Genomic DNA, 20,721 nt, shown 5'->3' on the forward strand with positions numbered 1-20,721 from the left:
CGCCGAGTAGCGCCGGCATCAGGGTGATGGCGGTGAGCACCGCGAACGCCGCCGCGATCGCCCCGCCCAGCCCCATGAAGGTCAGGAAGCGGATGTTCACGACGGCCAGCGCGACCAGTGCGATGATCACCGTCGCGCCCGCGAACACCACCGCCGAACCGGCCGTCCCCAGCGCCGTGCCCGCGGCGATCTCCGGCGAACTCTGCACGGCGCGTTCGTGTTTGTAGCGCGAGACGATGAACAGCGCGTAATCGATCGAGAGCGCGATGCCGATCATCGAGGCCAGGAATGTGGTGAAGCTCGGAACCGACATGAACGACGTGCCGAGGAAGATCACCGAGGTCGCCAATCCGAGTCCGACGATCGCGGTGATGATCGGCACGAAGGCGGCCACGATCGCGCCGAAGGCCACCACCATCACCACCAGCGCCACGGCCATGCCGATCATCTCGGCCTGCCCGCTGGGCTGCTGCTGTTCCATCGCCAGCGATCCGCTCATCTCCACCTGCAGTCCGGCGGCGCGCGCATCGTCACCGACCGCGTAGGCGGCCGCGCGATCGTCGGCGGTGATGTCGGTGAACTTCTGGATCGTGAACGGAACGGTCAGCACCGCAACGGTATCCGGATTCTGCTTGTTCAGGACGTTCACTGGCGCGGCACTGCAGCGCGAGACGAATTCCGGCGAACTGCGATCGGGTGCGAAGCAGCCCATCTGTTCGGTGGCGGTGATCGGATCCACCAGCGGAGTCCTGTGATCGACGATGTTCAGATCGTTCAGCTCGGCAACCGTCCCGGCGACGGCCGCCCGCTGGGATGCGTCGGTGAGTTTCTGTCCCGGCGCCGCCCCGAAGACATAGGTGCCGGTGACCGCCTCGAAACTGAACGCCCGCGACATCCCCGGAAAGTGTTTGTCCATGATCTCGGTGGCACGTTCCGACGGCAGATTCGGAATCGTGAAGTCGTCGTTCATCGGCTTCTTCAGCTGCGTACCCAGGCTGCCGATGATCACGAACAGAATCAGCCAGACCGGGAGCACGATCCACTTGTGCCGAAAGGCGAATCTTCCCCACCGATACAGATACACGGACACGAGGCGCTCCTAGTGGTCGCTGGCCTCGATTGCCGATGACTGCGAACCGGGGCCGGTCGCTGATCGAGCTGTACGGTAGCCGGTGCACTCGCCGTTCCGGTCGGTCCGTCGAGTGGCCGAGCTGGAGAGCATTGGTTCGAGTCTGCTGGCTCGTTGCTGCAAGATCAAGCCGGATACGCCACGGGCCCCCATCCGATGTTCGGATGAGGGCCCGTGCCGTGGTTCGCGGATCAGCCGACCGGGACCGGCTGCTTCACGGTCGCCGCGTCGCGGTCCCGCTGCTGCAGCTCGCGCAGCTTGGTGCCCTCGACGTCGATATCGGGCAGGATCCGGTCCAGCCACTTCGGCATCCACCAGGCCCATTCGCCCAGCAGCACCAGCAGCGACGGGATCAGCACCATCCGGACCAGGAAGGCGTCGAACAGCACGCCGGCCGCCAGTGCGAAGCCCATCGACTTCGCGGTCACATCGGACTCCAACATGAATCCGCCGAAGACGGAGATCATGATGATGGCCGCGGAGGTGACCACGCGCGCGCCGTGGTGATAACCGGACACCATGGCCTCCTTCGGGGATTTGCCGTGCACGTATTCCTCTCGCATCCGAGTCACCAGGAACACCTGGTAGTCCATCGCGAGACCGAATACCAAGCCGATCAACATGATCGGCAGGAAGCTCACGATCGGATGCTGATCGCCGATCAGGCCGAGTTTGTCCTGCTGGAAGATCAGCACCGTGGCGCCGAAGGTGGCCGCCATCGACAACAGGAATCCCAATGCGGCGGTCAGCGGCACCAGAACCGAGCGGAACACCAGCACCAGCAGGATGAACGCCGCGATCGCCACGATCGTCATGTACGGGACGATCTTGCCGAGCAGGGCGTTGGACACATCGGCGTAGATCGCGGTCGAGCCGGTGATGCCGTACTCCATGCCGTATTTCGCTTGCAGGTCCGATTCCGCGTCCCGGGCGTGTTTCACCAGGTCCTGGGTTTCGGAGTTGTTCGGGCCGTGATCGGGTACCGCGGTCAACTGGGCGCCGGTGCTGTTCACATAGTCCGGAGTCTTCTGCGGCGTGAGCTTGTTCGTCGACGGCATGGTCACGAAGTCCATGCCCTGGTAGCCGGCCAGCTTGTCGTGCAGGGCCATGACGGCCTCCTGACGCTGCTCCGGCTTGACCTTGGTCAGATCCGCGACCACCAACAGGGTGCCGTTGCTGCCCTCGCCGAACCCTTCGGTACGCAGGTCGTAGGCCTTACGAACCGTGGTGGTCTTGGGCTGGCTGTCCTCACCGGGGAGGCCGAGGCTCAGATTCACCGCGGGTGCGGCGAGCAGGCCGAGCACGATCACGCTCGCGCCGAGGGTCACCCACGGCGCCTTGGCGATCAACCGGGCGAAACGCTTGCCATTGGTGACGGCGTTGTCGTCCTCGGTATCGGTGCGCGCGACCAGCGGCAGCTTCGGCTTGAACAGGAAGCGGCCGAAGGCGCCCATCATCGCGGGCAGCAGGGTCAGCGCGACCAGGATCGCGAACAGCGCGGCCAGCGCGCCACCCAGACCCATCCAGGTGAGGAAGCTGACGCCGACGATGCTCAGGCCACACAGCGCGATGATGACCGTCATACCGGCGAAGACCACCGCGGAACCGGCGGTGCCGATGGCGACGCCCGCAGCCTCTTCCGGCGAATCCTGCACGGCGAGTTCATGTTTGTAGCGCGAGACGATGAACAGCGCGTAGTCGATCGACAGCGCGATACCGATCATCGCCGCCAGCACGGTGGTGAAGTTCGGGATGTTGGCGATCGAGGTGCCGGCCATGATCAGCGAGGACGCCATGCCGACACCCACGATGCCGGTGAGAATCGGCACGAACGCCGCGATCAGTGCGCCGAAGGCGATCATCATCACGATGAAGGCGACGGCGTAACCGATCATTTCCGACTGTCCGCCCGGCGGCGCCTGCTCGGTGGCGATGGTGCCGCTGATCTCCACGTCCAGTCCGGCCGCGCGCGCTTCGTCGGCGACCTTGTAAGCCTGGTCCCGATCGGCCTTGGTGATATCGGAGAACGACTTGATCTTGAACGGCACGCTGAAGTAGGCGACGGTATCGGCATTGTTGTTCTTGCCGAGCACGTTCAGCGGCGCCAGACCACACTTCGCGACGAAGTTCGGGTCGGTGCGATCACCGGAGGTGCAGCCTATCGCCGTCGTCGCGGCGACCGGATCGGTTAGCACGCCAGGGTTCTGCGGGTCCTGCTTGATCTTCGACTTGTCGACGATGTCGAGGTTGTTGATCTTCTCGACAAGCGCGGTGAGTGCCTTGTGATTGTCCGGATCGGTGAGCTTGCCGTGGGTTGCTGCGGCGACATAAGTGCCGGTCACCGCGTCGAATTTGAAGGCCGCCGATTGTCCAGGAAATTCCCTGTCCAGGATGTCGGTGGCCTTCTGCGAGGGCAGATCCGGCATGTTGAAGTCGTCTTGGCTCTGTTTCTTCAGCCCGACGCCGACGGCGCCCACGATCACGAAGATCAGCAACCAGACCGGTAGCACGATCCATTTTCGGCGGAAGGCGAACTTCCCCCACCGATAGAGGTACACGGACACGCGGTATCTCCTAGCGATAGCTGATTTGCGGTGCTGAGTTCAGGCTCCGTAGACAGCACTACTGCGGACGCCGCACTGCGATCCGCCTCCATCGACGCTTTCTGCCTACCGTGCGGTAGGTAGACTACCCAATCGATAAGCGGAGGAACAACCTCGATTTTCGGGGCGCATCCTCCGCTTCGATCGGTTGATGAGAGGATCATCGGATGAGCGCCCGAACTACCTCCGGATCCGTTGCCGCAGGTCAGAGCACCAAGGACGCGATTCGTGAGGCGGCGATCCGGCTTTTTTCGAACAAGGGATTCGAGCAGACCAGCCTGCGCGAGGTCGCGGATGCGGTGGGAATCACAAAGGCGTCGCTCTACTATCACTACGCGTCCAAGCTCGATCTGCTGCTCGCGATCATCGAACCGATCTTCGACGACATGAAGCTCGTGGTCGACGAACTCGACGGGGTGCCGCACAGTCCGGCGGGTGCTCGGGAAGTGCTGAATCGCCAGCTCCGGACGCTGTTACGGCACCGCACCGCGGGCGCGATGTGTGTGCGCGACACCGTGGCCATCCTCAACGCGATCGGAGATCGGCACCCCGACATGTTCGATATGCACCGGCGTCTGTGCGTCTGGCTGGCCGGGCCCGACCCCTCCCACGAGGCGCAATTGCGAGCAAGTGCCGCCCTGGAGGTGCTGGGCACGGCGCTGTGGTCGAACGAACTCGTGCCCGATGCCGGCGACGAGGTGATCGAGCGAGTCCTGATCGAGGCCGCTCTCGGCGTACTGAACGGACCGGGTGGACAGCGCTAGTGCACATCTCGGCAAGGATCGACTACGCGGTCCGCATCCTCTTGGAAATCGCTCGCGCACAACCAAATTCGGTGAAGGCGGAGACGATCGCCACGGCGCAGGACATTTCGCCGAAAATTCTGGAATCCATTGCGGCGCAACTGCGCCGGGCCGATCTGGTGGTCAGCCGGCGCGGCCCCGACGGCGGATACCGGCTGGCCCGCACGGCCGGTGAGATCAGCATCGCCGATGTGATCCGCGCGGTCGAGGGGCCGCTCGCCTCGGTACGCGGGCAGCGCCCCGAGGACGTGGTGTATTCGGGGGTGGCCGAACCGCTGCAGCGGGTGTGGATCGCGCTGCGGGTCAATATCCGCGCGGTGCTGGAACAGGTCTCGATCGCGGATATCGCCACCGACGAGCTGCCGGCTTTCGTCGCTGACCTGGTGGCCGATCCCGGTGCCTGGACGCGGCGGCCGGCCCCCGTTCCGCCCGGCGTCGACGCCTAGGCCGGGAGGTGGTGACTGTGCCGGTCGAGCCGGTTTCACCGGTGCCGGGGCCGGCTTTCGCCGAGCGAAAAATCTTGCCGACACCGCTCCGGAATGACGGTAGCCTGCACCCATCATGTTGATCAGGTTGCTGCGCGCCTTTCTCGCCCCCTACCGCACCCAATTGGTGGGGGTTGTTGTGTTGCAGCTCATCTCCGTCATCGCGATGCTCTATCTGCCCAGCCTGAACGCCGACATCATCGACAACGGCGTCACCAAGGGCGATATCGGCTACATCTGGACCACGGGTCTCTGGATGCTGCTGGTGTCGGGAGTGCAGATCGTCGCGTCGGCGAGTTCGGTCTATCTGGGCGCACAGGCCGCGATGGGTGCGGGGCGGGAGATGCGCGCGGCGCTGCTGCACCGGGTGGGCACCTTCTCCGCCCGCGAGGTCGGCATCTTCGGCGCGCCGTCGCTGATCACCCGCAACACCAACGATGTGCAGCAGGTGCAGCTGCTGGTCGTGATGAGTGTGACCATTTTGGTGATGGCGCCGATCATGTGCATCGGCGGCATCGTGATGGCGCTGCGCCAGGACCTCGGACTCTCCTGGATCCTGCTGGTCGCCGTGCCGCTGCTCGGCCTGACGATGGCGTTGATCATCTCCCGGATGGTTCCCGGATTCCGGCGCGTGCAGGAGCGCATCGATGCGGTGAACCGGGTGCTGCGCGAGCAGATCACCGGTATCCGTGTGGTGCGGGCGTTCGTGCGCGAGCGCTACGAATCGCAGCGGTTCGGCGTGGCCAACGACGAGCTGACCTCGGCCTCGCTGTTCGTGGGCCGGCTGGCCGCGCTGATGTTCCCGGCCGTGATGCTGATCAGCAACGTGACCACGGTCGCGGTGATCTGGTTCGGCGGGCACGCCATCGACTCCGGCAGTATGCAGATCGGTTCGCTGACCGCGCTGCTGTCCTACATCATGCAGATCCTGATGGCGGTCATGATGGCCTCCTTCCTGGCGATGATCGCCCCGCGCGCGGCGGTGTCGGCCGAGCGCATCGCCGAGGTGCTGGAAACCGATTCCTCGGTGGTGCCGCCCGCAAAGCCGCAGGCCTTCGTCGCCGACCCGGGGACCGTCGAGCTGGCCGGCGCGGAGTTCGCGTTCCCGGGCGCCGCGGAACCGGTGCTGCGCGATATCAGCTTCCGGGTCTCGCCCGGGCAGACCACCGCGATCGTCGGTTCCACCGGATCCGGTAAGACCACGCTGATCAATCTGATTCCGCGGCTGATCGACGTCACCTCCGGCGTGGTGCGCGTCGGCGGCACCGATGTGCGGCAGGTGGATATGGAGCTGCTGCGCTCGCAGATCGGTCTGGTTCCGCAGAAGGCCTACCTGTTCTCCGGCACCATCGCGGAGAATCTGCGCTACGGCGATCCCGAGGCGACCGACGAACAACTCTGGCACGCACTGGACATCGCGCAGGCCGCGGATTTCGTGCGGGAGATGCCCGAAGGGTTGCAGACACCCGTCGCCCAGGGCGGCACCACCGTCTCGGGCGGTCAGCGGCAGCGGCTCGCCATCGCCCGAGCTCTGGTGAAGAAGCCCAAGATCTACCTGTTCGACGACTGTTTCTCCGCTCTCGACGTCGCCACCGACGCCCGGGTGCGCGACGCGCTGCGTCCGGAGACGCGCGAATCCGCGGTGATCACCGTGGCCCAGCGTGTGTCGACGATCCGCGACGCCGACCAGATCGTCGTCCTCGAGGACGGTGCGATGGTCGGCCTCGGCACCCACGAACAGCTGTTGCGCGAATGCGAGGAGTACCGGGAAATCGTGGAATCGCAGTTCAGTCCGGAAGAGGCGGCGCGATGAGCCCCAGAACACAGGAGGCGGCGCGATGAGGCCCGGGGGGCCGATGCCGGGTGCTCCCGGGCAGAAGGCGAAATCGTTCGGGCCGACGCTGAAGCGGTTGTTGCGTCGCCTGGCCCCGGACCGGGTGGCGGTGATCGCGATCCTGGTGCTGGCCGTCGCGTCGGTCGTCATGAACACCCTGGGGCCGCAGATCCTCGGCAAGGCCACCAACCTCATCTTCGACGGTGTCGTCAGCAAGCAGTTGCCGGCGGGACTGACCAAGGATCAGGCGGTGGCGTCCCTGCGCGCGCAGGGTCAGGACCGGCTCGCGGACATGATGTCCGCGATGAACATCAACCCCGGCCACGGCGTCGACTTCGGCGCGGTGGGCCAGGTGCTGACGCTGGTTCTGGTGCTGTACGTACTGGCCGCGCTGTTCAACTGGTTGCAGGCGTATCTGCTGGCCACCGTGATCAACCGCGCGGTGCAGCGGCTGCGCAGCGAGGTGGAGGACAAGATCCACCGGCTGCCGCTGAGCTACTTCGACACCAACGCCCGCGGCGATGTGCTCTCCCGCGTGACCAACGACGTCGACAATGTGGCGCAGAGCCTGCAGCAGACCATGAGCCAGCTGGTCATATCGGTGCTGTCGGTGATCGGCATCCTGATCATGATGTTCTGGATCTCGCCGCTGCTGGCGGTGATCGCACTGCTCACGGTGCCGGCCGCGGTGATCGTCACGGCCCAGATCGCGAAGCGGTCGAAACCGCATTTCGTCGATCAGTGGAAGTACACCGGCCTGGTCAACGCGCAGGTCGAGGAGGCCTTCACCGGCCACGAGGTGGTCACGGCCTTCGGTCGCATCCGCGAGGTCGGCGAGGAGTTCGACAAGCGCAACGACAGGCTCTACGAGGCCAGTTTCAAGGCGCAGTTCATCTCCGGGCTGATCATGCCGGTGATGATGTTCATCGGGAACCTGAACTACGTGCTGATCGCCGTGGTCGGTGGTCTGCGCGTGGCCTCGGGCAGCCTGTCGCTGGGTGAGGTACAGGCCTTCATCCAGTACTCGCGACAGTTCAGCCAGCCGCTCACCCAGATCGGCTCGATGATCAACCTGCTGCAGTCGGGTGTCGCCTCCGCCGAGCGGATCTTCGAAATCCTCGACGCCGACGAGCAGGTTCCGGATCCGCGCGAAGAGGACCCGCGTCCGATCGATCGCGGCCGCGTCGAATTCGACGCGGTGTCGTTCCGCTACGAGGCCGACAAGCCGGTGATCGACGATCTCTCCCTGGTCGCCGAGCCCGGCCATGTGGTCGCCATCGTCGGTCCGACGGGCGCCGGTAAGACGACGCTGGTCAATCTGCTGGAGCGGTTCTACGAACTGGATTCCGGCGCGATCACCATCGACGGGGTCGACATCACCGGCATCGGCCGCGACCGGCTGCGCTCGCGGATCGGCATGGTGTTGCAGGACACCTGGTTGTTCGGCGGCACCATCCGCGAGAACATCGCCTACGGCAATCCGGAGGCCGGCGACGAGGAAATCCTCGCGGCCGCCCGCGCCGCCTATGTGGACCGCTTCGTCCATTCGCTGCCGCTGGGTTACGACACGGTGATCGACGAGGAGGGCTCCGGGGTCAGCGCCGGTGAGAAGCAGCTGATCACCATCGCCCGCGCCTTCCTGGCCAAGCCGACCATCCTGATCCTCGACGAGGCCACCAGTTCGGTCGACACCCGCACCGAACTGCTGGTGCAGCAGGCCATGGCCGCGCTGCGCCGCGATCGCACCAGTTTCGTTATCGCGCACCGTCTTTCGACGATCCGCGATGCCGATCTGATCGTGGTGATGGAGGGCGGCCACATCGTCGAGCAGGGCACCCACGAGCGGCTGCTGACCGCGCGCGGCGCCTACTCCCGCCTCTACAACGCGCAGTTCACCGGCGCGGCGGTCGATCAGGATCTGGTCGACGAGGAGACACTGGACGTGGTCTAGCCGGGCCGCCTGGCAGGATAGCGGCGTGTCCGATCCCGCCCAGTTCTTCTTCACCGTCGGTACGTCGCTCCCGAGGCGACACGGCCGCACCGGGGTGATCACCACACCGCACGGGCAGATCGCCACCCCGGCGTTCATCCCGGTCGGCACCAAGGCCACGGTCAAGGCGGTCCTGCCGGAGGCGATGGCCGAGATCGGCGCGCAGGCCCTGCTCGCCAACGCCTACCACCTGTATCTGCAGCCGGGTTCCGACATCGTGGACGAGGCGGGCGGTCTGGGCCGGTTCATGAACTGGCCGGGCCCCACGTTCACCGACAGTGGCGGATTCCAGGTGATGTCGCTGGGCGTGGGCTTCAAGAAGGTGCTGGCCATGGAGGCCGTCGGCGTGCAGAGCGACGAGGTGATCGCGAAGGGGAAGGAACGGCTGGCCGTGGTCGACGACGACGGCGTCACCTTCCGCTCCCATCTGGACGGTTCGAGCCACCGGTTCACCCCGGAGGTGTCGATGGGGATCCAGCACCGCCTCGGCGCCGACATCATGTTCGCCTTCGATGAACTGACCACGCTGTTCAATACCCGTGGCTATCAGGAGAAGTCGCTGCGGCGCACGCACGAGTGGGCGCAGCGCTGCATCGACGAACACGAGCGGCTCACCGCCGAACGCGCGCACCGGCCGTATCAGGCGCTGTTCGCGGTGATTCAGGGCGCGCAGTACGAAGATCTGCGCCGCAAGGCATGTCGCGATCTGGACGCGATGCGAGGAAGCGGCGGAACGGGTTTCGATGGTTACGGCATCGGCGGTGCGCTGGAGAAGGCCAATCTCGGCACCATCGTGGGCTGGTGCTGCGACGAACTGCCGGCGGAGAAACCGCGGCATCTGCTGGGTATCAGCGAACCCGAGGATTTCTTCGTCGCGATCGAGAACGGCGCCGACACCTTCGACTGCGTCAATCCGTCCCGCGTCGCGCGCAATGCCGCGATCTATGTGGCCGCCGGCCGATTCAACATCAACACCAGCCGGTTCCGCCGCGATTTCACCCCGATCGACGACACCTGCGACTGCTACACCTGCGCTCACTACAGCCGCGCCTATATCCATCACCTGTTCAAGGCGAAGGAGATGCTCGCCGCCACGTTGTGCACGATTCACAACGAGCGCTTCACGATTCGGCTCGTGGACGATATCCGCGCGAGCATCGCGGGCGGTTACTACGACGACTTCAAGGCGGAGTTCCTGGGACGGTGGCAGGGCCGGATCCGCTTCGACTGAACGGAACGGCCCTGCCCCCGGTTCCGCGTCAGCTGTAGAGCGCGGGCTTGTCCAGCGGTGCGTAGCTGGGTTCGTGCTTCTTCAGGTAGGCGATGCAGCGATAGCTGATCGGCATGATCAGCACCTCGCACAGCGTCTTCCAGACGAAGCCGACGATCACGTAGTTGATGAACGCGCCCCACGTGTTGATCCCGATGGCGGTCGCCGCGATCGAGCAGAACACCAGCGTGTCACCGAATTCGCCGGCGACGGTGGAGCCCAGCAGCCGCGCCCACAGATGCTTCTCCTTGGTGCGCTCCTTGATCAGCACCAGCGTCACCGAGTTCAGGAACTGGCCCACCACGTAGCCGGCGAGCCCGGCGGCGACGAGCTGCGGTGTGGTCCCGGCGACGGTGCGGAAGGCGTCCTGATTCTCGTAGAACCCGGCCGCGGGCAGTCCGATCGCGATCCAGAAGCAGACCACCATCAGGATCAGCATGCCGAAGCCGTAGTAGATGGTGCGGCGGGCGGCCTTGAAGCCGTACACCTCGCTCAGCACGTCGCCGATCACATAGGCGAGCGGAAAGAGGAAGAACGCTCCGTCGGTGGTGATCGGCAGGATTTCGATGGGTCCGAGGGATACCTCGTGGCCGGTGAAGAACTGCACGCCCTTGGTCGCGCAGATGTTGGAAATCATCAGCGTCGCCGTGAACAAGGTCACGATCAACGTGAAGGGACCCCCCGCGGCCTGCGCGAATGCTGCGTGTTCGACCGCGGGGCGTCCAGACTCCCCGGTCGGTGTCGTTTCTTGTGTCTCACTCACGACCTGTGCACGATACCGGCAACCGGGCCCGGTGGAATAGGCTGGACCGATGACGAATCCCGGCGATTCCGACGAATGGTGGAAACAGTACGGCGGCGAAGGTGTCTCGTCCGATTCGGGCGGCCACCAGTCGGTTCCGCCGACCCCGCCGCAGCAGCCCACCCCGCCGCCCAATCCGCAGGCCGGATACTCCTCGGCTCCGCATCAGCAGTCGTCTCCCTACCAGCAGCCGACCCCGCCGCCGCAACAGCAGCAGTCCTATCCGAGCTATCCGCAGCAGCAGCCCTACGGCCAACCCGGTTACGGCTATCCGGCCGCGACGCCGTATCAGCCCTACGGCTACGCGGCGCCGCAGCAGGGCACCAACGGCCTGGCGATCGGTTCGCTGATCGCGTCGATCCTGGGGCTGTGCACCTGTATCGGATCGATCGTCGGGATCATCCTGGGTGTGATCGCGCTGAACCAGATCAAGGAGCGCGGCGGCCAGGGCCGCGGTATGGCGCTCGGCGGGATCTGGGTCGGTGCCGTCGGCATCGTGCTCACCATCGTGTGGGTGATCGTCAACATCGCGGCGGCGAACTGGTAGGAGCGGCAGTGCGTCCGGACCGCCGGGCGCACGTTCGCCGGATCAGCTGTGCCGCAGCGGATCCGGATGTGCGGGATCCAGAATCCACGGTGCGTGTGGCACCGTCGCCGGAGTGAACTGATCCAGCAGCGCTCGCGGTGTCTCGCCTCGCAGGCCGAGCGAGGCCGCGAGCATGGTGAAAACCTGACGCGGCGTCTCACCGAGAGCGATTCTGTCGCGCAGGGTCACGGCTCCGTCGCGCTTGGCCAGCCGCGCACCGTCGGTGTTGAGCACCAGCGGGACGTGCGCGTACGCCGGCACGGCGAATCCGAGGACGGTCGCCAGATAGGCCTGCCGCGGTGTCGAGGGCAGCAGATCGTCTCCGCGAACGACCTGGTCGAATCCCTGTGCCGCGTCGTCCACCACGACCGCGAGGTTGTAGGCCGCCGTTCCGTCACCGCGGCGCAGCACGAAATCGTCGACCAGCCCTCGGTACCGGCCGTGGATCTCGTCGGTGATCTCGAATTCGGTTGTCTGTGAGCGCAACCGCAGTGCGGCGGGCCGTCCCTCGGCGCGTTTGGCCGCCCGCTGCGCCTCGGTCAGGTCGCGGCAGGTTCCCGGATACGCGCCCATCGGGCCGTGCGGTGCGGAGACGGCCTTCTGAATCTCTTTTCGCGTGCAATAACATTCGTAGGTCATTCCGGCCGCACCGAGTCGCTCGATCGCCGCCGCGTAGCGCGCCCTGCGGTCCGATTGCCGGACCACCTCGCCGTCCCAATCCAGTCCGATCGCGGCCAGATCCTCGAGCTGGCGCTGCTGCGCACCCGCCCGCACCCGGTCCAAGTCTTCGATGCGCAGCCGGAAATTGCGGGCCGTGCTGCGTGCGAACAGCCATGCCAGCAGGGCGGTGCGGAGATTGCCCAGATGCAGATCGCCGGAGGGGCTGGGGGCGAAGCGGCCGGCGCCGGCGGTGTGCGGGATCATCCGCGCAGCCGGGGACACAGCGCGTCCTCCGGAATCTCGCGACCGGCATCCAGATCCGCCAGCAGACCCTCGGCATGTGCGACGAGCCCGGCCGCGTCGATGCCGTACGGCGGTGCCGGCGTGGCCGACAGCCGGCCGATCGCCCGCTCGAGCAGGGTGCGAGCGCCCTTCGGATTACCGCGCTGGATGTGGGTGAGTCCCACCGCGTACTGGGCCAGACCCTGCCACAGCATCCTTTCCGCGAACGGTCCGTTCTTCCATGCCGCCTCCAGCACCTCGTGTGCGTTGAAGGCCAGTCCCTCGTCCAGGAGGCGTTGGGCATAGTCCAGGGTTTCACCCGGTGGGAGGTCGAGATCATCCGGAATACGGGCGACGCCCACGCTACCGGGCGGTAGTGGTCGCCCGAACCGGTCTCGAGGACGGGCATTTCGGGCGTGTCCGGCATCATCGCGATCTCGTTCCACCACTACTCCATGATCCATACCGAGCAACCGCACGGTTTATCCGGGGCGGGGCGCGGCCGCGGATCGGGGAATTTCCCGGGGTGGTTTTGTTTAGCGGATCATTCTCCGGTCATTTGGCAATTCTCCCGCTATTAGTGAACGGGAATTCTTTACCGGCAATTCGAGTGATTGAAAATGAAAAGACGCGGGACAGCGATTGTGGGTGCTGCTAGGGTGCTCTCCCGGGGTCAACACGAGGGCGCACCACGGCGGTGTGTGACTCGTGAACCAGTCCGTTCACTGAGCAGTTCGTGCGCTATGACCAGGCGCATTGTGGAGCCGTCGAGTCTCGAGAAGTCCGGGTCCGGCGACGAGGAAAGCACGATTGTCGCGCTATCTACGGTGGTAAAGGAGAGGTTCAGGTGAAGGTTGATTCGACCGGTGCGGTGTGGCGCAAGAGTAAATACAGCGGTCCCGACGGAAACTGTGTCGAGGTCGCATTTCTGGGTGACGGCAATGTCGGGGTTCGCGATACCAAAGACGGCGGCCGCGGGCCGATTCTGGCTTTCACACCGGGCGAGTGGGATGCGTTCGTCTCGGGCGTGACCGACGGGAAGTTAGGCTCCGCCTGACCTCGGGCGAGGAGGTGATGGGCCCCGAGTCGTCGCCGACTCGGGGCCTTGTGGTGCGACACCGATGCCGGTTGCCCCACTCCGATCAGTCCGGCTGATCCGGGTGCCGGCGCAGCGCGGCCGTGAGAAGGCGTTCCTGTTCATGGGCGGCCGCATCCAGTTGTTCGCGCTGCCCGGCCGGGTCCGGGCGCAGGAAGCTCCCGCTGCCGGGTGCGCCGGACGACCTCCACGGTTGTGGATATCGTCGGCGGGTGGATCTATTGACGCCGCAGGATGCCACCAGGTTCTGGCTGTCGCGCCGGGCCTGCAACGACCTGTTCCTGCTCTACTGCTTCGACGACACCGGATGGTCCGCAGACGCGCTGCGGGCTGCGGTGATCGCCCGCAGCGGCGAAATCCCGGAATTGCGCGTCCGGATCCGCGAGCACCGCTTCGCCTATCCCGCCTGGGAGCCTGCGGATTTCGATGACGCGCAGGTCGTCGTCCACACACTCGAGGAGCCGTTGTGGACGACTGTGGAAGCCTCACTGGGGGAGATTCTCGGGGAATCGGTACCGGCGCAGCGATATACCTTTCGCGTTCATCTGTATCGCGGAATCCGCGACGCGCCGGGAGGTCCGATGCCCGCACTCGTTGTCGTGCTGCAACTGTCGCATGCGCTGGCCGACGGGCAACGAGCCGCCGCCATCGCGCGCGAGTTGTTGCGGGGCCTGGATACGGCAGCGCGGGGGGACGCCGATTTCAGTGGCGGTTCGGGTCACGCGGGATCGCCCGAAGGCGCGGGATCACCCTACGGTTCGGCGGTGGATCGGCACCACGGCAGGTGGATTCGCCCCGCCCTCGGGCGTGGCGTGGAAAACTGTGCTGCCGAGGCGATATCGCTGGTTTCGTTTCTGCCCGGTATGGCGCGCACGGTGCGACGGGGTCTCGTCGCGGCACGCGCGGACAGGGAATTGCACAGTCTCGCCGAGGCGGGTCAGATCCCCTCCGCCGCAACGGACTTCGCTCCCACCGCACTGAATCGCCCGCCGGCGCCCGCACACCGGGTCGTCCGCGTGATCGTGGGGGAGAACCTGCACGTTCCCGGGTACACGGTCACGGTCGTCGCGCTGACCGCGATATCCGTCGCGCTGAGCGGTCATCTCGCCGGCCACGGCGAAACCGGCAACCCGTTGGGTGCGCAGGTCTCGATGGCCCTGCCCGTGACGGTGGATCGAAAAGTCAGCCCGCACAACAACTATCGAGACCTCGGCGTCGATCTGTGCGCCGCGGAACCTGACCTGCGACTGCGGGCGCGCCGGATCGCCTCGGCGCTGGCGGAACGACGAGTCCGCGCCACCCATCCGTTGCAGTCCGCGCGCGACCGCGTCACCGACGCGATCCCGGCCCCGGTTCTCCGTCGCGATATCGCCGGCTACCCGCTGGACCTGGTCCCCGAGCGGATATCGGGTCATACGGTGCTGTCCAGCGTCCACCGCGGCGCGGCGGATCTGTCGATCGCCGGCGGCGCGGTCCGCTTCACCGCCGGTTTCCCCGCCCTCGGCGCGGTGATGCATCTGACCCACGGCCTGCACGGGCTGGGAACGACGGTCACCCTGTCCATCCACGCCGATCCTCGGGTGGTGGATGTGGACGACTACGCGGACAGGGTGCGGGCCGCGGTCCGCGAGGTGACCACGCAGCTCACGGGAGACTGATCCGACGGATGGGGGAGACGGAAGAGGGCCCTGCACCTCTTTCCATATTCAATATATAGCGGAGTGGGGGGCTTGCGGCAAGGCCCCGGTTGTGCCGCACAATGGCCCGCCGAGGCCGTGTACCTGCGAAAACGGGAGGAGAAGACGCGCAGCGGCCGGGACGGACACAGGTGTCCACATGAACCATGTCGAGCCAGGGAAGTGAGGGACACATGTCGGATCCTGGGTACCAGGACGAGTTGCGGGCCGAACAGGACTACGTGTCCGCGCTCTACGCGCGACTCGACGGCGAGCGCGCCGAGGCGAAGCGCCGCTACAGCGCGGCGTTGCGTGGCAACGGCGGTGCGCTGGTGGATCGCGATGTGGAGGTGCGGACGCTGGCGCGCGAGGTGAAGCGGTTGGACGTGGCCGACAACGGACTGTGTTTCGGCCGACTGGACAGCGACTCCGGCGAGCGCTCCTATATCGGCCGGATCGGGCTGTTCGACCAGGACGACGACTTCGAGCCGTTGCTGCTGGACTGGCGGGCGCCGGCGGCACGCGCGTTCTACACCGCCACCGCCGCCAGCCCGGAGCAGATGCGCCGGCGGCGCCAGTTCCATTCCCGCGGCCGCCGCGTCGTCGACTACACCGACGAGATCTTCGGCCGCCCGGGCGCCGGGGAGCGCGGGGATGCGGCGCTGCTCGCGGCGGTCGACGCGCCCCGCGGCGAGGGGATGCGCGACATCGTCGCCACCATCCAGGCCGAACAGGACGAGATCATCCGGCTCGATCATCCCGGCGTGCTGGTGATCGAGGGCGGTCCCGGGACCGGCAAGACGGTGGTGGCGCTGCACCGCGTCGCCTACCTGCTCTACACCCAGCGCGAGCAGATGGAACGTCACGGCGTTCTCGTGGTCGGACCCAATCCGGCCTTCCTGCGCCATATCGATCGGGTACTGCCGTCGCTCGGCGAAACCAACGTCGTCTTCACCACTACGGGCGATCTGGTGCCGGGCCTGCACGTCACCGCCGAGGACACTCCGGACGCGGTGCGCGTCAAGGGTTCGCTGCGGATGCTCGATGTGCTCGCGGCCGCGGTCGCGGACCGGCAGAGCCTGCCGGTGGAACCGCTGACCATCGAATTGGCCGACATCACCGCGCGCATCGACGCGGCGACCGCGGAATGGGCGCGGGAGGAGGCGCGCACGAGCGGTCTGCCGCACAACGAGGCGCGTGCGGTGTTCCGCGAGATCGTCACCTATGTGATCACCGAGCGCGCGATCGCCCGGATCGGCAAGGGCTGGATCACCCGCGACGATCGGGAGGCGTGGGAGAACCTGCGCGCCGACCTCGTCGCCGAACTCGCCGAGAGTGAGCAGTTCACCGCCGCCCTCGACCGGCTCTGGCCCGTGCTCACCCCGGAAGAGTTGCTGGCCGAGCTGTATTCGTCGCCGGAGCGGCTGCGCGCGGCAGGCGCCGACCCGGCCCTGTGGCGTGCCGACGGCGCCGCGTGGACGGTGTCGGATGTACCGCTGCTCGACGAATTGGTCGATCTGCTGGGCCGGGAGAAACCGGCGGACGACAGCGCGGAACGCGAACGCGCGGCCGAAGCCCGATATGCCGCAGGCGTCTTGGAGCTCATGACCGGCCGCGAGGACTCGATGGACGACGAGGATCACCTCTTCGCCACCGACCTGCTCTACGCCGAGGACCTCGCCGACCGATTCGCCGATCGGGACACTCGCGATCTCGCCGAACGCGCTGCCGCCGACCGGGATTGGACCTATCGACACATCGTGGTCGACGAGGCGCAGGAACTCTCCGAGATGGACTGGCGGGTGCTCATGCGGCGGTGTCCGGGCCGCTCCTTCACCGTGGTGGGCGATCTCGCCCAGCGTCGGTCGACCGCCGGTGCGACGTCGTGGGATGCCGTGCTCGAGCCCTATGTCCCCGGCCGGTGGCGCTACCGCTCGCTCACGGTGAACTACCGGACGCCGGCGGAGATCATGGCGGTCGCCGCCGCGGTGCTCGCCGAGTTCGCCCCGGCCGTGCGCCCGCCCGAGTCGGTGCGTGCCTGTGGCGTGCGCCCGTGGTCGCGCCGAGTCGACGAGAACGAATTGGTCTCCGCCATCGAGGAATTCGTTCGCGACGAGGAAGGCCGCGAGGGCACCGCCGTCGTGATCGGCCCGCCCGGACTGCCCGGCACGGTCCCGGCGTCGGAGACCAAGGGCCTCGAGTTCGATGCCGTCCTCGTCGTCGAACCCGAGCGCATCCTCGCCGACGGGCCGCGTGGCGCCGCCGAACTCTATGTGGCCCTCACTCGCGCGACGCAGCGGTTGGGGGTGCTGCACCGAGACCCGCTGCCCACCGCCCTGACCGGTCTGGTCCCGGTCGGCGCGCCCGCGGCGGCCGGAAATCTCCGCTCCGCGTAGCGATGTCGCGGGCCGTCTACTCGGGCGGCCCGCACCCGCCGCGCATGATCAGCGCGTGTGCCGGACACCATTGGGTCACCGGTAATCGGCTGCGCCCGTTCCCGGTGCGCAACTCGAATTCCACCAGCCCCAGCCACGTTCCGTCCGCCGCTCGCGCCCAGGCATGCAGTCGCCCCGGAATGCGCCCCGTGATCTCGAGCCCGCCCGCCCGCACCGGCCCCGCCACCGCCTCAGGTGCGGCCATCCGTGGATAGGTGGGGATAGCGGCAGCCACGTCCACCAGCACCGGCATCGGCGGAACCACCACCCGATGCAGCGCGAACTCTCCCTTCTCCGGCCAATGCTCGAACATGTGTTCGATCATAAACCGGAGCGCCGACAAATAGCTCGTGAAATAGCTCGTGGTTTCCGAGTGTCATCGGGCCCGGAATTCCAGGACGGTCCGCCCGTCCGCAACCGGGGCTGAGCTCTGCAGAGCCAGGCCGCACCGCGCCCCCAGCTCGGCCAGCTCCGGCACCGTTCGTTCCTGGCCGCCGAAGCACATCAGCATGAACAGGTCGATCGCCGTATCGGCCCCGCGGCCGCGGATCGGTTCGATCACCACGACCACACCGTAAGCCCCTGCGGCACGGGCACATTCACCGAGGACGACCGCCGCGCGCTCGTCGTCCCAATCGTGCAGGATGTCGGACAGGAGATAGGCGTCGGCCCCGGGCGGCAGCGGGTCGAAGAAGCTGCCCGCCACGGCGGTCGCCCGATCGTCGAGGCCGGCCGCCGCGAATCGCTCGGTGGCCGCGGCCGCCGTCGGCGCCAGATCCAGCACTCGCCCGCGTACACCCGGATGTGCGCGCAGGATCGCCGTCAGCAAGGTGCCGTCGCCACCGCCGACGTCGAGAATGTCGGGAAAGCGACTCCAGTCGAAGCGGTGCGCGATCTGATCCGCGTAAATCCGGAAGCGGCAATTCATCTGGGCGTCGAAGGATGCGCGCAGCGCGGGCTCGGCCTGCAGATCGGTCCAGAAGTCGCGCCCGTACCTGCGCGGATAGGCGGGTCGTCCGGTGGTGATCGTGCTCAGCAGATCCACGAAGGCCAGCTCGGCGCGTCCGCCCGCGCTGCCGATATCGAGCAGCAGCAGTTCGAACGCGTCGGAGGAGTGCGCGCTCATCTGGTCGCCGAGGCTCGTGGGCCGATAGCGGCCGTACGCCGGCTCGTGGTCGAAGACGCCGACGGCGACCAGATGGTCGAGCAGTCGCCGGAGAGCGGGAGCGCACGTTCCGGTGCGAGCCGCCAGTTCTTCGGCGGTCGCACCCGCGGTGCCCGTGTGGTCCACCAGCCGGAGGGTAGCGGCCACCCGGACCGCCATCGGTGTGGCCAGATCGGCCAGGGCGAGGATCGAGGCGGGGCGCTCCGGCGAACTCACCGGCTGACCGTGATCTGCTGTTCGACGCGCGAGAGCTTCTCCGGATTGCGGACCACGTAGAGGCCGGTGATGCGGCCGTCGTCGAGCCGCATCGCCACCACGTCGTCGATCCGTCCGTCGATCCGCACGATCAGCGCGGGCCAGCCGTTGATCTGCACCGCTTCGACGGTCGCCTCGGCGCGCAGTCGCGGCAGTCCGGTGCGCAGGGCGCGCGCGACCCGGTCGGCGCCCGCGATGGGGCGCAGGACCGCCTGGACCACGCCGCCGCCGTCGCCGAGCAGGACCACATCGGGAGCCAGCATGTCGACGAGATGCTGGAGGTCGCCGGTTTCGATGGCTTGCTGGAAGGCTTCGACGGCCCGGCGGGATTCGTCGGCGGACACCACTCCGCGCGGGCGGCGCGCGGCGACGTGAGCCCGTGCGCGGTGGGCGATCTGGCGCACGGCGGCGGGCGTCTTGTCGACGGCCGCGGCGATCTCGTCGTAGCTCAGATCGAACACCTCGCGCAGCACGAACACCGCGCGTTCCGTCGGTGCGAGGGTTTCCAGGACCAGCAGCATCGCCATCGATACGCTGTCGGCCAGTTCGACGTCCTCGGCGACATCGGGCGCGGTCAGCAGCGGTTCCGGCAGCCACGGGCCGACGTAGGACTCCTTGCGGCGCCCGAGTGTGCGGAGCCGGGTCAAGGACTGGCGGGTGACGATCCGGACCAGGTACGCACGCTGGTCACGTACCTCGTCGAGGTCCACGTCCACCCATCGCAACCAGGTCTCCTGCAGGACGTCCTCGGCGTCGGCCGCCGAACCGAGCATTTCGTAGGCAACCGTGAACAGCAGGTTGCGGTGGGTGACGAACGCCTCGGTGGCGCCGTCGATGCGCTCGCTCATGGGTGGCTCCTGTCCCTGCTCTGTCGATTCCGGCACATCACGAGACGCTCGCCGTCCGCGCGATGTGACACCGCCGGTTAGTGATCTACATCACGACGACGATTCATGGCCGGGGCGACCCATGTCGTGAGATAGCGACGTAGTTCGGCGCCGCCCCGGGGCGGGCGACCCGGGTCCACGACGAACGACTGCACGATGCGGAGCATATGTTCGACGAGTTCGTCCAGATCGGCGCCGGACAATCCGGCCGCGGTCCAGTCGACGGCGAAGCGCTGCAGGATCGATCGGCCGAATGTCAGTGCGGTGTCGGAGGTTACGCCCGCGGAGAAGGCCCCGGCGCGGCGCGGGGTGAGCAGCAGGTTGAGATACTTCTCGTGCGGCAGCCGTTCGAGGGTGTAGGCGATCCCCTCGACCACCGCCGTCGCGGGGTCGCGGATGTCGCTCAGATGCTCGGCCAGCACATCGAGGAAATGCCCGGTCTGCGCGACGGCCGTCGCGGTCAGCAGGCTCTCGGCGCTGGGAAAGTAGCGGTACACGGTCTGGCGGGTGACGCCGAGTTCCCGCGCGACCTCGGCGATGCTGAATTCGCTGCCGGATCGATCGATCGCGGTGCGGGCGGCGGCGAGGATCCGCGCGACGGCTTCGTCGTCGTTCGCGGGCGTCGCCCCCGCCCAGCCATGTGTGCGCACCGATCGCCTGTCCCTTCCTCGAATCGTGGTCGACCGTACCGATTCCGCCGAGGTAGCGGCCCTCGGCTCTTGACCATACATATGGAACCAACTGTATGGTCGAGCGGAAGTCC

At 66.9% G+C, this 20,721-nt stretch carries 18 protein-coding genes; 9 read left to right on the forward strand and 9 right to left on the reverse strand.

All coding sequences use genetic code 11. The features are described from left to right. Positions 1-1,090, reverse strand: a 1,090-nt coding sequence (locus tag RJ03_RS01005; protein WP_036497157.1) for an MMPL family transporter, incomplete at its 3' end; no start/stop codon positions are given. 230 nt (positions 1,091-1,320) lie between these two features. Continuing rightward, a complete protein-coding gene (locus tag RJ03_RS01010; RefSeq protein ID WP_036497158.1) occupies positions 1,321-3,693 on the reverse strand; it encodes an MMPL family transporter in 2,373 nt (790 codons plus the stop codon). A 206-nt stretch (positions 3,694-3,899) separates the two neighbouring features. On the opposite strand from RJ03_RS01010, the gene RJ03_RS01015 reads away from it, so the two are divergent. The 5 genes from RJ03_RS01015 (at position 3,900) to tgt (ending at position 10,075) form a co-directional block, all read left to right on the forward strand. Next, entirely contained in the window at positions 3,900-4,496 is a 597-nt protein-coding gene (locus RJ03_RS01015) for a TetR/AcrR family transcriptional regulator (protein WP_036497159.1), read from the forward strand. After that, on the forward strand, positions 4,496-4,981 hold the full coding sequence (locus RJ03_RS01020; protein ID WP_036497160.1) for an RrF2 family transcriptional regulator: 486 nt from the start codon (positions 4,496-4,498) through the stop codon (positions 4,979-4,981). Before RJ03_RS01015 ends, RJ03_RS01020 begins: the two co-directional genes overlap by 1 nt. A 115-nt stretch (positions 4,982-5,096) precedes the next feature. Next, complete coding sequence (locus tag RJ03_RS01025) at positions 5,097-6,833, forward strand: ABC transporter ATP-binding protein (protein ID WP_036497161.1); 1,737 nt, start codon at positions 5,097-5,099, stop codon at positions 6,831-6,833. Positions 6,834-6,858: 25 nt separating this feature from the next. Beyond that, positions 6,859-8,805 (forward strand): ABC transporter ATP-binding protein, encoded by a 1,947-nt coding sequence (locus tag RJ03_RS01030; protein ID WP_036497162.1) that lies wholly within the window; start codon positions 6,859-6,861, stop codon positions 8,803-8,805. 25 nt (positions 8,806-8,830) lie between these two features. Then, complete coding sequence (tgt, locus tag RJ03_RS01035; RefSeq protein WP_036497163.1) at positions 8,831-10,075, forward strand: tRNA guanosine(34) transglycosylase Tgt; 1,245 nt, start codon at positions 8,831-8,833, stop codon at positions 10,073-10,075. 28 nt (positions 10,076-10,103) lie between these two features. Here the strand turns inward: tgt and RJ03_RS01040 are convergent, their stop codons facing one another. Then, a complete protein-coding gene (locus tag RJ03_RS01040) occupies positions 10,104-10,877 on the reverse strand; it encodes a queuosine precursor transporter (RefSeq protein WP_036497164.1) in 774 nt (257 codons plus the stop codon). 49 nt (positions 10,878-10,926) lie between these two features. Here RJ03_RS01040 and RJ03_RS01045 point away from each other — a divergent pair, with 49 nt between their 5' ends. After that, positions 10,927-11,463: a DUF4190 domain-containing protein gene (locus RJ03_RS01045; RefSeq protein WP_036497165.1), complete on the forward strand. Its 537-nt coding sequence runs from the start codon at positions 10,927-10,929 to the stop codon at positions 11,461-11,463. 42 nt (positions 11,464-11,505) lie between these two features. On the opposite strand, the gene gluQRS is transcribed toward RJ03_RS01045, so the two are convergent. Both gluQRS and RJ03_RS01055 read right to left on the reverse strand, forming a co-directional pair. Further along, positions 11,506-12,426 carry a tRNA glutamyl-Q(34) synthetase GluQRS gene (gene gluQRS, locus RJ03_RS01050; RefSeq protein ID WP_036497166.1) on the reverse strand — a complete coding sequence of 307 codons (921 nt, stop codon included), beginning with the start codon at positions 12,424-12,426 and terminating at the stop codon, positions 11,506-11,508. Beyond that, complete coding sequence (locus tag RJ03_RS01055) at positions 12,423-12,893, reverse strand: DUF309 domain-containing protein (RefSeq protein WP_086007172.1); 471 nt, start codon at positions 12,891-12,893, stop codon at positions 12,423-12,425. Before RJ03_RS01055 ends, gluQRS begins: the two co-directional genes overlap by 4 nt. A 398-nt stretch (positions 12,894-13,291) precedes the next feature. Here RJ03_RS01055 and RJ03_RS01060 point away from each other — a divergent pair, with 398 nt between their 5' ends. The 3 genes from RJ03_RS01060 to helR all read left to right on the forward strand — a co-directional run bounded on the left by RJ03_RS01060 (position 13,292) and on the right by helR (position 17,612). Beyond that, positions 13,292-13,501, forward strand: coding sequence for a DUF397 domain-containing protein (locus tag RJ03_RS01060; protein WP_036497168.1), 210 nt, complete (start codon positions 13,292-13,294; stop codon positions 13,499-13,501). A 251-nt stretch (positions 13,502-13,752) separates the two neighbouring features. Beyond that, positions 13,753-15,198 (forward strand): WS/DGAT/MGAT family O-acyltransferase, encoded by a 1,446-nt coding sequence (locus RJ03_RS01065; protein ID WP_051024107.1) that lies wholly within the window; start codon positions 13,753-13,755, stop codon positions 15,196-15,198. Between the two features lie 212 nt (positions 15,199-15,410). Further along, a complete protein-coding gene (gene helR, locus RJ03_RS01070) occupies positions 15,411-17,612 on the forward strand; it encodes an RNA polymerase recycling motor ATPase HelR (protein ID WP_051024108.1) in 2,202 nt (733 codons plus the stop codon). 16 nt (positions 17,613-17,628) lie between these two features. Here helR and RJ03_RS01075 read toward each other — a convergent pair whose 3' ends face one another. The 4 genes from RJ03_RS01075 to RJ03_RS01090 all read right to left on the reverse strand — a co-directional run bounded on the left by RJ03_RS01075 (position 17,629) and on the right by RJ03_RS01090 (position 20,608). Next, positions 17,629-17,964 (reverse strand): hypothetical protein, encoded by a 336-nt coding sequence (locus RJ03_RS01075; RefSeq protein ID WP_157163315.1) that lies wholly within the window; start codon positions 17,962-17,964, stop codon positions 17,629-17,631. 63 nt (positions 17,965-18,027) lie between these two features. Further along, the gene (locus tag RJ03_RS01080) at positions 18,028-19,032 is read right to left on the reverse strand and encodes a methyltransferase (RefSeq protein WP_036497169.1); all 1,005 of its coding nucleotides are present in this window, start codon (positions 19,030-19,032) and stop codon (positions 18,028-18,030) included. Then, positions 19,029-19,919, reverse strand: a complete 891-nt coding sequence (locus RJ03_RS01085) for an RNA polymerase sigma-70 factor (protein ID WP_036497170.1) — start codon at positions 19,917-19,919, stop codon at positions 19,029-19,031. Before RJ03_RS01085 ends, RJ03_RS01080 begins: the two co-directional genes overlap by 4 nt. Before the next feature lie 77 nt (positions 19,920-19,996). Then, positions 19,997-20,608 (reverse strand): TetR/AcrR family transcriptional regulator, encoded by a 612-nt coding sequence (locus RJ03_RS01090; protein ID WP_036497171.1) that lies wholly within the window; start codon positions 20,606-20,608, stop codon positions 19,997-19,999. Positions 20,609-20,721 lie beyond the last annotated feature (113 nt).

It is taken from the genome of Nocardia aobensis NBRC 100429 (genome assembly GCF_000308375.1).
GTDB lineage: Bacteria > Actinomycetota > Actinomycetes > Mycobacteriales > Mycobacteriaceae > Nocardia > Nocardia aobensis.

Coding starts and splice junctions, on each gene's coding strand:
- RJ03_RS01015 (WP_036497159.1), top strand. CDS start 3,900: ATGAGCGCCCGAACTACCTCCGGATCCGTTGCCGCAGGTCAGAGCACC.
- RJ03_RS01025 (WP_036497161.1), top strand. CDS start 5,097: ATGTTGATCAGGTTGCTGCGCGCCTTTCTCGCCCCCTACCGCACCCAA.
- RJ03_RS01030 (WP_036497162.1), top strand. CDS start 6,859: ATGAGGCCCGGGGGGCCGATGCCGGGTGCTCCCGGGCAGAAGGCGAAA.
- RJ03_RS01045 (WP_036497165.1), top strand. CDS start 10,927: ATGACGAATCCCGGCGATTCCGACGAATGGTGGAAACAGTACGGCGGC.
- gluQRS (WP_036497166.1), bottom strand. CDS start 12,426: ATGATCCCGCACACCGCCGGCGCCGGCCGCTTCGCCCCCAGCCCCTCC.
- helR (WP_051024108.1), top strand. CDS start 15,411: ATGTCGGATCCTGGGTACCAGGACGAGTTGCGGGCCGAACAGGACTAC.
- RJ03_RS01075 (WP_157163315.1), bottom strand. CDS start 17,964: ATGTTCGAGCATTGGCCGGAGAAGGGAGAGTTCGCGCTGCATCGGGTG.
- RJ03_RS01085 (WP_036497170.1), bottom strand. CDS start 19,919: ATGAGCGAGCGCATCGACGGCGCCACCGAGGCGTTCGTCACCCACCGC.